General features: G+C 68.6%; 13 protein-coding genes and 1 pseudogene. 7 read left to right on the forward strand and 7 right to left on the reverse strand.

Features of this window, described 5'->3' with window-relative positions; genetic code table 11:
• Positions 1-114: 114 nt before the first annotated feature.
• The gene (locus tag KME79_RS43660; RefSeq protein WP_246641394.1) at positions 115-708 is read right to left on the reverse strand and encodes an RNA polymerase sigma factor; all 594 of its coding nucleotides are present in this window, start codon (positions 706-708) and stop codon (positions 115-117) included.
• A gap of 118 nt (positions 709-826) precedes the next feature.
• Between KME79_RS43660 and KME79_RS43665 the strand changes: the two genes are divergently transcribed.
• Positions 827-1,477 carry a hypothetical protein gene (locus tag KME79_RS43665; protein ID WP_219552461.1) on the forward strand — a complete coding sequence of 217 codons (651 nt, stop codon included), beginning with the start codon at positions 827-829 and terminating at the stop codon, positions 1,475-1,477.
• A gap of 270 nt (positions 1,478-1,747) precedes the next feature.
• Here KME79_RS43665 and KME79_RS43670 read toward each other — a convergent pair whose 3' ends face one another.
• Positions 1,748-2,320: a TetR/AcrR family transcriptional regulator gene (locus tag KME79_RS43670; RefSeq protein WP_148029050.1), complete on the reverse strand. Its 573-nt coding sequence runs from the start codon at positions 2,318-2,320 to the stop codon at positions 1,748-1,750.
• Between the two features lie 72 nt (positions 2,321-2,392).
• On the opposite strand from KME79_RS43670, the gene KME79_RS43675 reads away from it, so the two are divergent.
• Positions 2,393-2,965, forward strand: coding sequence for a dihydrofolate reductase family protein (locus KME79_RS43675; RefSeq protein WP_219552463.1), 573 nt, complete (start codon positions 2,393-2,395; stop codon positions 2,963-2,965).
• Positions 2,966-3,033: 68 nt separating this feature from the next.
• Here the strand turns inward: KME79_RS43675 and KME79_RS43680 are convergent, their stop codons facing one another.
• Positions 3,034-4,590: an alpha/beta hydrolase gene (locus KME79_RS43680; RefSeq protein ID WP_219552465.1), complete on the reverse strand. Its 1,557-nt coding sequence runs from the start codon at positions 4,588-4,590 to the stop codon at positions 3,034-3,036.
• Between the two features lie 223 nt (positions 4,591-4,813).
• Between KME79_RS43680 and KME79_RS43685 the strand changes: the two genes are divergently transcribed.
• Together KME79_RS43685 and KME79_RS43690 are read left to right on the forward strand one after the other, a co-directional pair.
• On the forward strand, positions 4,814-5,953 hold the full coding sequence (locus KME79_RS43685; RefSeq protein ID WP_443684649.1) for a sensor histidine kinase: 1,140 nt from the start codon (positions 4,814-4,816) through the stop codon (positions 5,951-5,953).
• Positions 5,950-6,619 (forward strand): annotated as a pseudogene (locus tag KME79_RS43690) (response regulator). Before KME79_RS43685 ends, KME79_RS43690 begins: the two are co-directional and overlap by 4 nt.
• 39 nt (positions 6,620-6,658) lie before the next feature.
• Here the strand turns inward: KME79_RS43690 and KME79_RS43695 are convergent.
• Positions 6,659-7,519: an NAD(P)-dependent oxidoreductase gene (locus KME79_RS43695; protein ID WP_308249273.1), complete on the reverse strand. Its 861-nt coding sequence runs from the start codon at positions 7,517-7,519 to the stop codon at positions 6,659-6,661.
• A 73-nt stretch (positions 7,520-7,592) separates the two neighbouring features.
• Here KME79_RS43695 and KME79_RS43700 point away from each other — a divergent pair, with 73 nt between their 5' ends.
• Positions 7,593-8,000 carry a MerR family transcriptional regulator gene (locus KME79_RS43700; protein ID WP_219552471.1) on the forward strand — a complete coding sequence of 136 codons (408 nt, stop codon included), beginning with the start codon at positions 7,593-7,595 and terminating at the stop codon, positions 7,998-8,000.
• A 103-nt stretch (positions 8,001-8,103) separates the two neighbouring features.
• Here the strand turns inward: KME79_RS43700 and KME79_RS43705 are convergent, their stop codons facing one another.
• Entirely contained in the window at positions 8,104-8,727 is a 624-nt protein-coding gene (locus KME79_RS43705) for an NAD(P)-dependent oxidoreductase (protein ID WP_219552473.1), read from the reverse strand.
• Positions 8,728-8,829: 102 nt separating this feature from the next.
• On the opposite strand from KME79_RS43705, the gene KME79_RS43710 reads away from it, so the two are divergent.
• Positions 8,830-9,216, forward strand: coding sequence for a winged helix-turn-helix transcriptional regulator (locus tag KME79_RS43710; protein WP_219552475.1), 387 nt, complete (start codon positions 8,830-8,832; stop codon positions 9,214-9,216).
• Positions 9,217-9,309: 93 nt separating this feature from the next.
• On the opposite strand, the gene KME79_RS43715 is transcribed toward KME79_RS43710, so the two are convergent.
• Together KME79_RS43715 and KME79_RS43720 are read right to left on the reverse strand one after the other, a co-directional pair.
• Entirely contained in the window at positions 9,310-10,779 is a 1,470-nt protein-coding gene (locus tag KME79_RS43715) for a DHA2 family efflux MFS transporter permease subunit (RefSeq protein ID WP_219552477.1), read from the reverse strand.
• Positions 10,776-11,495 (reverse strand): class I SAM-dependent methyltransferase, encoded by a 720-nt coding sequence (locus tag KME79_RS43720; protein ID WP_219552479.1) that lies wholly within the window; start codon positions 11,493-11,495, stop codon positions 10,776-10,778. The genes KME79_RS43715 and KME79_RS43720 overlap by 4 nt, the downstream gene beginning before the upstream one ends.
• A gap of 180 nt (positions 11,496-11,675) precedes the next feature.
• Between KME79_RS43720 and KME79_RS43725 the strand changes: the two genes are divergently transcribed.
• Positions 11,676-12,176: a TetR/AcrR family transcriptional regulator gene (locus KME79_RS43725; RefSeq protein WP_219552483.1), complete on the forward strand. Its 501-nt coding sequence runs from the start codon at positions 11,676-11,678 to the stop codon at positions 12,174-12,176.
• Positions 12,177-12,841 lie beyond the last annotated feature (665 nt).

The following is a 12,841-nucleotide window of genomic DNA, read 5'->3' on the forward strand; positions in this document are numbered from 1 at the left end:
CCCCAGGCGCACGGCCCGCCTGGGCCGGGCATCAGGAGTACGGCGGATCTCGGTGAGGGACCTCGTCCCGCCGCCGGTTCAGCAAGGTCATCTCGTCCATGGGCGAACTCCTCGTCACAGTGTCGGATCGATGTCGCCGAGCTTGCGGCGCAGCTTCTGGCGAGCCCGGTTGACGCGCGAACGCACCGTCCCCACCGGCACGCCGAGCGATTGGGCGGCATGCTCGTAGCTGAGCTCGCCCCAGGTCACCAGGAGCAGCGCGTCCCGGTGCCCGGCCGGCAGGCCGGCGAGGGCCCGCAAGAGCTTGTCTCGCAGCCGGTGGGCCGCCACCCGTTCGTGGACCTGGTCGGTGAACGGCTCGTCCACCGGGTCCACCCCCTTGCGGCTCAGCGCCTTGTACAGGGTGATCTCTCGGCGGCGGTGCCGTCCGATGCAGTTGGTCGCGATGCCGTACAGCCACGGCCGCGCGTTCTCGCGGGTCAGGTCGTACGTGGCACGCTGCCGGAACGCCGCGATGAAGGTCTCCGCCACGATGTCGTCGGCCACGTCCTCGCCCAGCCGCAGGATGACGTAACGCTTGAGGACCGGCGCGTGCCGCTCGAAGAGGACGGCGAAGTGCTCCGGGTCGTCCCGGGACCGGGCGATCACCGTGGCGTCGTCGGTCACCGTCACGCCTGCCGGGTGCCCGCTCTGATGTCGCATGTCCATGCCTTTCGGATCTCAGCTGACATCAGTGATTGCCGTGGGCGCGGGTACCGGTTCCCCTGAATCTCCCGCGTACGGTGATCATGCGAACTTGTCGTGAAGGCCGCACATCTCATGATTCGTGATCAAAAAGACGATGGCCGTGGCGTTGGTGATCGGCTCGACCCTGGCGGGAACGAGCGCTGTCCACGCCACCGCTACCAAGATTCCCAAGAACTTCCTGCTGACCGAGCGCGCGGCCGCCGAGGGATCGGTCGTCGAGGACGAGGAGTGGTGGAAGATCAGCGACAGCCTGTCCCGGCAGCTCGCATTCAATCCCTGCCGCTCGAAGCGGAAATCCCGCGACGGCCGGGTGGCGATGCGCACCATCACCCACCTCACCAGCGCACCATCGAGCGCCGGCGAACAGCTCGTGCTGTACAGGAATGCCAGAGCCGCCCAGGCCGCCTTCCGTAAGCTCCGCGCCGACCTGGCCAGGTGCTCGAAGCCGGCCGTGGTGAAGCGCGACCGGTTCGGCTACGTGGGCAGGCCGTTGCGCGTGGGAGACGAGGCCCTGTCGGTGGCCGGTTACGACTACGGCGCGAAGGGCCGGCGCCTGTCTCCGTCCGGCGACCTGGCTGTCGTCGGCCGTCGAGGCGCCGCCCTGTTCCTCTACACCGCCAACGCCAGGGGCCGGGGAGCGAAGAAGGAGATCACCGGTCAGGCCGGAAAGATGGCGAAGAAGGTATGCGGCCTTCCCGGCGTGTGCGGCAAGAAGACCGGCTCCCGCTGACCCCGCCCTCGGCGGACCGCGCACAGGTCTCCACGTCCGACAGGTCCTCGTAGTAGCGCAACACCAGCACGGCACGCTGCTTCTTCGGCAGGCCGGCCAGTGCCGGCCAGAGGCCGTCGTCCGAGGGCAGCCGATCGGTCCGTGCCGTGTCGGGAAGTGCCCAGTCGAGCCGCTCGCGCCTGCGTAGGCACGAGCTCCGCCTTTCCACGGTTTCGTCTTGGGATAGAGCACTCCGCCGGGTCGGACTGTTGAATCGCCGCAGAGAACAGGTCAGGCCTTCATCGACCTGCGCACGGCGGCGTCCACCAGTTCCCGCATCTCCTGCTCGGTGAAGATGTCGGGCAGGGTCAGCCGCTCCACGATGAGCCAGTTCAGCGTGAGGTAGAGGAGCACCACCCCGGTCGAGTCGCCGGGCAGCCCCGAGGCCGCGTGGTAGCCGATGTTGTCGTCGATGTCCTGGCGGATGCGCTTGGTCAGCACGGCGCGCAGCTCAGGGCGCCGGGTGGACTCCAGCCGGAGCTCGAGCAGGGCCAGGTAGCCGGAGTTGAAGGCCGAGACCCGCTCCACGAGTTCGTGCATGAGCTCGGTGTAGCGGGTCTCGTCCTGGACGCCCTCCATGCCGCGGGCCATCGTGGCCTCGTCGGGCAGCAGCCGCTCATAGATGCGCCCGCCGACCTGGGTGAACAGGTCGTCGCGGTTGGCGAAGTAGTTGGACGCCGTGCCCGGGGGCACCGCCGCCTCCGCATCCACGGCCCGGAAGGTCAGCCCTCGCGCACCCTCCTTGGCCAGCACCTCGATGGCCGCGTCGATCAGCGCCAGCCGCCGCTCGGGATTCCTCCGCACTTGACACCACTCCGTTTGTAGTACTACGTTCTGACCACTCCAAGCAGAGTACTACATCGAGAGTGATTTAATATGCGAAAGCTTGTCTACTACATCGCCGTCTCGCTCGACGGCTACATCGCCGGCCCCAACGCCGAGTTCGACTTCTACCCCGTGTCGGACCAGATGGCCGCCTGGATCAACGACCGTTACCCCGAGACGCTCCCGACCCATGTCCGCAAGCTCGTCGGCCTGGAGGGCACGCCCAACAAGGTCTTCGACACCCTGGTGATGGGCCGCGGCACCTACGAGCCGGCCCTGGAAGTCCCCACCACCAGCCCGTACGCCCACCTGCGCCAGTACGTCGTCTCCAGCACGCTGACGATCGACGACCCCACGGTGCGGGTGGAGACCGGCGACCCGGTCGAGCTGGTCCGGCGGTTGAAGGCCGAGGACACCGGGATGGACATCTACCTCTGCGGCGGCGGCAAGCTCGCCGCCTCCCTGCTCCCGGAGATCGACGAGATCATCCTCAAGAGCTACCCCGTGGTGGCCGGCGCGGGCATCCCCATGTTCTCCGGACAGTTCAGCCCCACCCTGTTCACCCCCACCCGGCGCGAGTCCTTCGACAACGGCGCCCAGGTCACCTGGCTCACCAGGGCTTAGCACCCCAACCCCTCCCGCCGCCCCCGGTCGTGGACCGGAGGCTGAAGGGCAGGGCCGCGGCTTGACGGTCAGGACCGAGGACCGTCGCAGGCGAGGTCCTTGCCCGGCAGGGTTCCCTTCGTCAGGAACGCGACGGCGGCCTTGTCGGCGCAGGTCGAGCCGGTGCCGTAGACGTAGTGACCGCCGTTGTCGACACCGACGAAGCCGGCGCGATCCCCCAGCGCCTCGCGCATTCCCCGCCCCGCGGCCCACGGCGTGGCGTTGTCGCGGCGGTTCTGCAGGATCAGGACGTTACGCGGACCGTGCGAGGTGACCTTGACCAGCGGCTCGACCGGCTTGGTGGACCAGAACGCGCACGACCGGATGTTGTTGGGCATGCCGGCGCTCAGCGGGTACTTCGCGCGGGCGGCCGCGGTGGCGCCGGCGTAGGAGTCCACGTCGCGCGACCAGGTGGTGTCCCCGCACATCAGGGCCAGAGCCATGGTGACCTGGTTGTCCGCAGGCACGCCCGGCTCGGCCGCGGCGTCGGCGAAGACCTGCTTGAGCACGGCGACGCCCTTGTCTGTCGGTGCCTTGCCGGCGGACAGGTCGGCCGCCGCCTTCCAGAACTGGGTGAGCGGGGCGAGCGTCTCGTTGTGCAGCGACATCTGGTAGGTGATGGCGCGCAGCAGCGCGCCGTTGACGGCCGCCGGCGTGCCCGGCACCGCGGCCGGTTTCCGGTCGAGGTGGTCGGCCAGCGTGAGGAAGGTGTCGGTGACCTCGTCGACGGTGCCGCCCAGGTCGAGCTCGGTGTCGTTCGCGGCGGCGACGCGGGCGGCGTCCGGGAACCGGTCGTTCATGCCCTGGTTCCACGTGTCCAGCATCTTCGCCCACGCCTTGCTCGGGTCGACGTTGCTCTCCAGCACCATCCGGTCGGTGTTGTGGGGGAACAGCGAGGTATAGACCGCGCCGAGGTAGGTGCCGAAGGACTGGCCCCAATAGGAGATCTTCCGCGCGCCGAGTGCCTGGCGGATCCGGTCCATGTCGCGGGCGGTGTTCGCGGTGGTGAAGAACCGGAGCTTGTCACCGACCGCGGCGCACTGCTCGGCGGCGGCGCGCGCGCTGGTGACGTTGCCCTCGATCGAGCCGCCGGCGCCGGGGTAGGCGAACACGTTGAGGAAGCCGGAGTCGGTCAGGCCGCAACTCATCGGGGTGCTGTGGCCGACGCCGCGTGGGTCGAACCCGATCAGGTCGTAGGAGTTCAGCACCGACTTCGGCAGCGTGGGTGCTATCTTGCCGGGCATGTCCAGGCCCCCGAGTCCCGGGCCGCCCGGGTTGAACAGCAAGGCGCCGCGCTTCTTGCCGGGCTTGGCGGTGGCGATCCTGGAGACCGCGACGGTGATGGTCTCTCCCTGGGGATGGCGGTAGTCCAGGGGCACCTTGACCGTGCCGCAGGTCTGCCTGGGGTCCCGTTTGGCGCCCGGCGCGAGTTCCGGACAGCCGCCCCACTTGATCGAGGTCTGGACGCGGCCGGCGCTCACCTCGGCCGCGGCGCTCTTTGGCTGCCCACCGACCGTCGCCCCCGTTGCCGCGAGCCCGGCCAGGATGCCGGCGACGACGATTCGTCCGCGGTTGGTGCTTCCCATGGTGATGTCCTCCGAAGTGCCGTTGTGCCGCGATCTGGTTCGCGGTTTGACCGTGGTTCCGGCCGCTGGCAAGAAAGGTAGGAGTTGAGGGCCATGTCCCGAATCACCGCGCTGCGAACATTTCGTGTAGCTCATTTGAGGGACAAACGCGGTAAAACCGGAGGCCAGAGATCGCTAGGCTCAGCACCATGGGGGGACCAGGGTCGGCGACCTGTCGCGCAGGTTGCGGGACCGGTGGCGCGTCCACGACGCCGCGGTGAGGGATCCGTGGCTGGCCGTCGCGTTCACCGGGCTGGCGTTCGTCCCGGCGCTGTCGGTCATGAGCGCCCAGCTCGGTGACCTGCCAAGACGCCCGGCTGACGCGTTCGCGATCGTCCTCGTCCTGGCACAGACATTGCCCCTCGCGGTGCGTACCCGGTGGCCCGCCGCGTGCCTGGCGATCATCGGGGCGTCGTTCGCGGTCCATGAGGCGGCCGGCTACCCGCACGAGTTCGGCACCGTGACCATCTACCTCGCGCTGTACTCGGTGGGCGCGCACCAGGAGCGGTTCCGGCGCGTCATCGCCGTCGTGGCGTCGGCCGCGTACGTCGTGCTGTGCGTGGCCGTGCACCTGCTCGGCTCACCGAACGCGCTGAGCGAGTTCCTGGTGTTCTACCTGGTTCTCGTCGCCTGCTGGGTGCTCGGCGTCTTCGTACGCAGGCGACGGCTCGACGAGGCCGAACAACGGAGGCGCGCCGCCCTGGCCGCGGCCGCCGCCGAGCGGGCCCGCATCGCCCGGGAACTGCACGACGTGGTGACCCACCACGTCACCGGCATCGTCGTGCAGGCCGACGCCACGCAGTTCCTGGCCACGTCGCCGGACCGCGTGGTCACCGCACTGTCCACGATCGGCCACGCCGGCCGCCGAGCCCTGGCCGAACTGCGGTACCTGCTGGAGGTGCTGGAGGCCACCGGAGAGCCGGCCGTGCCCGTCGCGGGAACCGTGCGAGATCTGGTGGCACAGACCCGGAACGGCGGCCAACCGGTCGACCTGGTGGGGGACGGCGACCGGCTCGCACTCCCGGCCGGCGTGGGGCTGGCCATGTACCGGGTGGTGCAGGAGGGCCTGACGAACGCTGTCAAGTACGCCGAAGGCCGCCCGACCACGGTGCGCGTCGACTACCGGGACGACCGGGTGGAGGTCGAAGTGACGAACGCCGCCGCCGCGGTTTCCGTAGGCGCCGGAAGCGACCTCTCCGGCGGCCGCGGCCTGGCCGGACTGCGCGACCGGGTGGGCGCGCTGGGCGGCGAGCTGACCGCGGGCGAGCAACCGGACGGCGGCTTCCGGCTGCACGCGTCGATCCCCGTAGGCGGTGCCGAATGACCATTCGCGTCGCGATCTGCGAGGACCAGGAGATCGTCCGCACCGGCTACATGACGGCGTTCGACGCACAGCCGGACATGGAAGTGGTCGGCGTGGCCGCCGACGGCCCAGCCGCGCTCGAGGTGGTCACGAACCTGAAACCGGACGTGGTGGTCATGGACATCCACATGCCGCTGATGGACGGCATCGAGGTGACGAGGCGCATCGCCGGCCCCGGTGTCGTCGCGCCGCCGAAGGTGCTGGTGGTGACCACGTTCAACGTGGACGAGTACGTCTACGAAGCCCTGCGCGCCGGAGCCAGCGGCTTCCTGCTCAAGGACGCCCCCCCTGCTGGAGCTGGTGAACGGCGTCCGCACCGTCGCCCGCGGCGAGTCCCTGCTGTCCCCCACCGTGACCCGCACCCTCATAGGCCGCTTCGCCGAGCGCGTCCACCCGGCGACCCCCACCCCGGCCGAGGATCCGCTGGCCGCGCTGGCCCCCCGCGAACGCGAGGTACTGCGCCTGATCGCGCGCGGCCTGTCCAACGCCGAGATAGCCGCGGAACTGGTGATCAGCGTCGAGACCGTCCGCACCTACGTCTCCCGAATCCTGTCCAAACTGGACCTACGCGACCGCGTCCAAGCCGTGGTCCTCGCCTACCGCACAGGCTTCGCCCACCACCACTGAAGAGATTCCGGACCCGGACCTTCCGACCTGATGGGGTGTTCACGAGTCGCGGGGCTTGCTGAATTCCTCGATCAGCACGGGATACTGTTCGCCGCCGTGTCCTGCGGCGATCGAGCGGTCGGCCATAGCCTTGATCAACTTCGGCAGCTCGGCGTTGACACCCACCGCCTCGCTCTCCTCGATCAGGTGTGCCATCGCCCGCACGTCGGTCTCCAGGGCCGACACCTCGGCCGGGAAGGAGCCGCTGTCGATCTGCTCGGCATACCCGGGCAGCCATTCGGCCACACCGGCAGCGATCTGCCGCGCGAACGGCGCGTACGTCGCGGCGTCGACACCGGCCGTTCTGAGCATGGCCGTGCCCTGGAGCCAGGCGTTCAGGACGCTCCACATCATGGCGAGGCCGGCCACGTCGTACAGGGACGCCAGCCCATGGTCCGCACCAAGGTAGGTGACGGTGCCGAGAGCGTCGAGCGTCGACTTGTGCGCGTCGAAGTCCGGCTGCGGCCCGCTGTGCAGAATCACCGCTTCGGCGGTCCCGATCGCCGACGGGATGGCCATGATGGCGCCGTCCAGGTAGCGGGCGCCGCGCTGCCCGGCCCATCGAGCGGCCGCCCGGGCCTGGGCCGAGTCACCCGAGGTCAGGTTGATCACCATCGTGCCGTCCAGCTCGACGTCGCTCGCGCCGAGCAGCTCGTGCATGGCCTGGTAATCGGTGACGCAGATGATCGTCAGGGAGCTTGCCTTGAGCGCGTCACCGACCGTCGGCGCCCGCCGCGCACCCTCGGCTACCAGCAGGTCGGACTTGGAGGTTGTACGGTTCCACACGGTTGTGGGATGCCCGGCTTTCAGGAAGGCGCCGGCGAGCGCCCGGCCCATCAGCCCGAGTCCGATGACTGTCACGGGTGCATTGGTTGTGCTGTCCATGGCAGCATCGTCAACGTTGATACCGGTATGAAGGTCAAGTGAGGTTTCGGTGCTGATCGGGGAATTGAGTCGCCGGACGGGTGTGAACGCCCATCAGTTGCGCTACTACGAAGCCCAGGGGCTGCTGGCGGCAGACCGGGGCGCGAACGGTTACCGCGAGTACGACGAGGACGCCGTACTGCGGGTGAAGCAGATCCGGCACCTGCTCGGTGCCGGATTGTCCTCTGAGGACATCGCGTACCTGCTGCCCTGTGCGGTCGGAGAGGCCCCCGAGCTGCTCGGATGTCCCGAGCTGCTGGCCGCGATGAGGTCACGGCTGCGGCGACTGGACGATCAGATGGACCGGCTCGCTCAGTCCCGCGACGCTCTTGCCGACTACATCGATGCGGCCGAGCGCATGGCCGGCGAGAGCTATCCGCCCTTTCACGATGCCGACCAGGAGCCCGTACCCGCCTGAGCGATCTGCTGGGTTTCCTGCCACCGGGGTCCCCGTCTTGACCCGTTCGCGCCGGATGGCGGTCCGCGCCGCGGCCGGAGGCCACCTGGATGTACCTAGGGCATCACGCTTCCCCGATGCTGACGGCGGCACGGCGGGGATGCGGGGCCTCGATCTCGTCGAGCAGCGCCACCGCGAAGTCCGCGTACGTGATCCTGCTGGCCGGGTCCGCATGGTCGGCGATCCGGTACCGGCCGGTGCGCGTTCCGGCATGGTCGAAGTCGCCTGCCGGAGCGACGTACGCCCAGTCGAGGTCGCACTCCTGAAGCACGGCGAGACCCGCCGCGTGGCCGAGGTAGAAGGCGCGGTATTCGTTGGGGTAACCGGGCTCGTCCATCAGCGGAGCACCCGAAGCCCCGGGCATGATCGATGCCAGGCCGACCACCGCCAGCCGGCGCACGTTCGCCTCCGCCAGACCAACTGTCAGGGCGCGGGCCGACGCGGTGAAGAACTCGTGAGGCGGCGCGGACAGGTCAGCGGCGGCGCTGATGGCCGCGTCATGGCCCGCGGCCGCATGTGCGACGCTCGTCCCGTCCGTGACGTCACCCGCCACCACGCGTACGTCGGTCAGATCGCCGTGGCTCGCGGGGTCACGCACCACGGCGGTGACCCGGTGCCCCCGCCGGCACGCCTCGGCGACGGCCTGCCTACCGGCTCTGCCGCCCGCGCCGAAGACCACAATGTTCATCGTGAACCGCCTTTCACCGGGGCCGGGTTCCGTTCGCCCGGCCGCTTCCCGGACGCTACCGAGGGCTGCGGTTACCACGGGGATACCGGTTATCGTGAGGCCATGAGGGAACCTCTGCCCGCCGACATGTTCGACGAGCTGTGCCCGTCCTCGCTCAATCCGATCCGGTTCGGCGACAAGTGGGCGGCGCTCGTCATCCGTTGCCTCGAGCACGGGCCGCGCCGGTTCTCCGAGCTGCGTGTGCCGCTGAGTCGCGTCACCCCCAAGGTCCTCACCCAGTCGCTGCGCTCCCTCGAACGGGACGGTCTGGTCGAACGCACCGTCTACACCGGCGCCGCCCGGCATGTCGAGTACGGGCTGACCCCGCTCGGCCGTAGCATGCTCGGGCCGATGGCGATCGCCTGCGCCTGGACGCAGGAACACTGGGACGAACTGCTCGACGCCCGCGAGTCGTACGACAACAGCTCTCGTCTCGACCGCGCCGGCTGACGCGGCGGACTTCACGGCCTGGCCGATCGCATAGCCGTTGGACAAGGCCGAGTCGCTGGTGCCGATCGAGTCCCGGAGGAAGCCACGTTTGGGTCATTCGTCGAAACCGGGCTGGCTGAGCCTGCTCATGTCCACTCGCTCGCCGCGCCCGTGGTCGCGGAGCATGAGCGCCGCCGCGGTCGCCGCGGCGACCATGAGCCCGGCGGTCATGGCGAAACCCACCCCGAAGCCCGAGGTCAGGGCGAGCGCCGGTGATTCCCCGGCGGCCAGCAGGTCCGTGGTGCGGGCGGTGACGACGCTGGAGAGAACGGCGAGGCCGAGGGCCCCGCCGAGTTGGAGGCTGACGTTCTGCAGCGCGGACACGATGCCGGTGTCTGCTTGCGGGACGTCGTTCAGGGCGGCGATCGTGGACGGGACGATGACGATCGCGAGGCCGGTGCACACGATCAGGGACGGCAGGATCACATTGCTCCAGACCGATCCCTGCGGCGCGATGGTGGCGAAGATCACCAGCCCGCCCGCCGCGAGCAGAGCGCCGAGGACCACTGCCATGCGGATGCCGATCCAGCGCACGAGCGTCGGCCCGAGTGCCGAGGCGGCGACGAGGATCACGGTCATCGGCAGGTAGTTGAGTCCGGTCTGCAATGCGGACAGGTGCAGCACCTGCTGCTGATAGAGCGTGGCGAAGTAGAACAGTGCGAACATCGCTGAGCCGCGAAAGACCGAGACGATGGTCGCTCCGGCCACTCCGGGCAGCCGGAACAGCGTGAACGAGACCAACGGCTCTGCCACCCGGAGCTCGTTCATCACGAACCAGCCGAGCAGAGCCGCCGACACCAGCACGAGCCCGATGGTCCTGGCCGATCCCCAGGGGTGATCGGCGGTGTCGAGGACCGCGTACACGAGCAGCCCGATCCCCGCCGTCGACGTCACAGCGCCGACGATGTCGAAGCGGTGGTGCCGGCGGCGTGGCTGGTCGGCGGGCACGAAGAGCATGGTCAGCACGAGCAGGACGACGCCGATCGGGAGGTTGACGAAGAAGATCCACCGCCAGCCCGGGCCGTCGGTCAGTGCTCCGCCGAGCAGGAGGCCGAGAGCGCTGCTGACGCCGTAGGAGGCCGCCCAGGCGGCGAAGGCGCGGTTCCGCGGCGGCCCTGATGGGAAGATGACTCCGATCAGCGCGAGAGTCATCGGCGCGATCAGCGCGGCCGCGAGCCCTTGCACCGCTCGCGCGCCGATGAGGGTTTCCGGGTTCTGCGCGAGAGCGCTGACGAGTGAGGCCGCAGCGAACAGCGAGATGCCGCCGACGAGCACCTTGCGACGGCCACGCAAGTCCCCGAGTCGTCCGCCGAGCAGGAGGAACCCGCCGAAGGGGACCATGTAGGCATTGATCACCCAGGGGAGGGCCGCCTCCGAGAAGCCGAGGTCTGACGCGATCGCGGGCAGTGCGACGTTCACGACCGTCACGTCGACGCCGTCGAGGACCTGGGCCGTACACAGCACCAGCAGCCCGACCACGTGCGCCGGAGTCCAGCGGAAGGCCCGGGTCTCCTGCGTCGTCATCGTGTGCGCCCTTGGTGATCGCCGGGACGCGCGGAGTCGGCCTGTGCCGGGAGCGTGGCACTCCAGTGCGTCATGGTGCCGAGGACGCTGCCGGACGCGCTGACTTGGGACACCTCGGTGAAGCCGGCCGCGCGCATCAGCGTAGGGATCGCCCCTGAGACGTTGGCCGCGACGCGTTCGCCGCCGAGTGCGCGCAGAGGGAGGGACACGAGCTTCATCAGCGCTGTGCTGGGTGGTCCGAGGTCGGCGACGTGCAGTTGTCCGCCCGGTCGCAGGAGGCGCTGACAGGCGGCGAGCATCGACCGCTTCTCCTCGGTGGTCAGATGATGCAGCACGAAGGTCGTCAGGATCCGGTCGAAGGACCCGGGCGGGAACTCAGCGGTCTCGATTGTGCCCTGATGCAGCTCGGCGTCGACCTGGGCGCGTGCGAGCACCTCGCGAGCGACCTCGAGGACGGCCGGGTCCACGTCGAGCCCGATGACCCTCGTCGTCGGATAAGCCTGTTTGATCAGCAGAGCGAGTGTCCCGGTGCCGCAGCCCAGGTCGAGGACCGTCATATCCGGCTCGATGCCGGTTCGACGCAGGAACCGGCGCAGCGTCGGCCTTGTCATCCCGCTCAGCGCCGCATAGAGCGGCGTGAGCGCCGCGTGGCCGAGGGCGGGTACGAAGGACGACGGGCGGGCGTCTTCATGGACATCAGTACGGTTAGTGAACATACTGTTCATGATTGATGTGCTTCGGAGGTGAGCTCAAGAAGCAGTTCGCCGGATCCGTCCGTTACCGGACAGATCTCCCGAACTGGCCTTGAACGGGCGGAGGAAGCCATGCAGCGAGACGGCGACAGGCGAGTGCGCCGGACTCGCGCACTCCTGCACCAGTCTCTGATCGAGCTCATCATGGCCAAGGGCTACACACGCGTCACCGTGCAGGACATCCTCGACCACGCCGATGTCGGCCGATCCACCTTCTACAGCCACTACAACAGCAAGGACGACCTCCTGGTCGAGAGCGGCAGCGATCATCTCCGCGCGATGATCGCCAAAGCCTCTGCCAGTCCAGGCGATCCTGCGGCCGCCGATGACGATCCTCTGCTTCCTGCGCTGCTCATCTTCCGGCTGGCCGGGGCCAACCGTCAGCTCTACCAGTCCCTGATCGGAGGCCGGGGTAGTGCCAAGGTCGTCTCCATCGCGAAAGGAATGCTGACCGAGGTCTTCACCGATCACCTGCGGCGAGCACGGCCGGCTACGGACGCAATCGAGCTCGAACCGACCGTGGCATTCCTGGTCAACGGATTGATGGGGCTGCTCATCTGGTGGCTGGACACCCGGCCCGACCTTGCCCCGGAAGAGGTCTACCGCCGATTCGTCCACCTCGCCACCTGCGGCGTCCTGACGTGAGCGGGGCTCCATCGATGTGCCATCGGGCCGGGTCGCATCCGACGAGCGCGAATCCCGCCACCCCCGACACTGTGGGGTACAGGTCAAGGGCCTGATCGCTGGAAACCGCGGCCAGCCCCTTGATCATTTGACCGTCATGTCCGTTGATTCGCACCAACTGAACAAATCCCCGAGGAACTCCTGCTCGCAGGGCGCGAACTATCCAGATCCAGGTCGGCATATGTCAACCCAACTAAGTGCGGATCATCAGGATCGCGCGTGGGTGGCCAACGCTGCTCCACGAACCCGAACTCCGCCGATCAACAGCACGACCACACTGCCGAAACCGACCATCAGGAGCAAACGCCACATCATCCATGGGAGCCGTCCCTCCCACCCCCCACAGCTGAGCATCAGCCAATACGAGAACGCCATGAACGCCCAGTGAAGCGCGACCCCCGCCACGACCAGGGCTCCCAGCAGCCCCACTACCGTCCCGAGCCACCGCTTCGACCACGCGGCGACCAAACCAGAGAGCAGGACGCTCACCATAGGCGCACTGAGGTGCCCCGAACCTTCCGGACTCGGACCCAAGTAGGGTCAGAGACAGTCCGGGAAGGAAGCACGTGGCGAAGAAGCCGAGGATATATCCGCCCGAGTTGCGGGCCGAAGTCGTGCGGGCCGTC

The organism is Nonomuraea harbinensis (assembly GCF_019396385.1).
Classification (GTDB): Bacteria; Actinomycetota; Actinomycetes; order Streptosporangiales; family Streptosporangiaceae; genus Nonomuraea; species Nonomuraea ferruginea.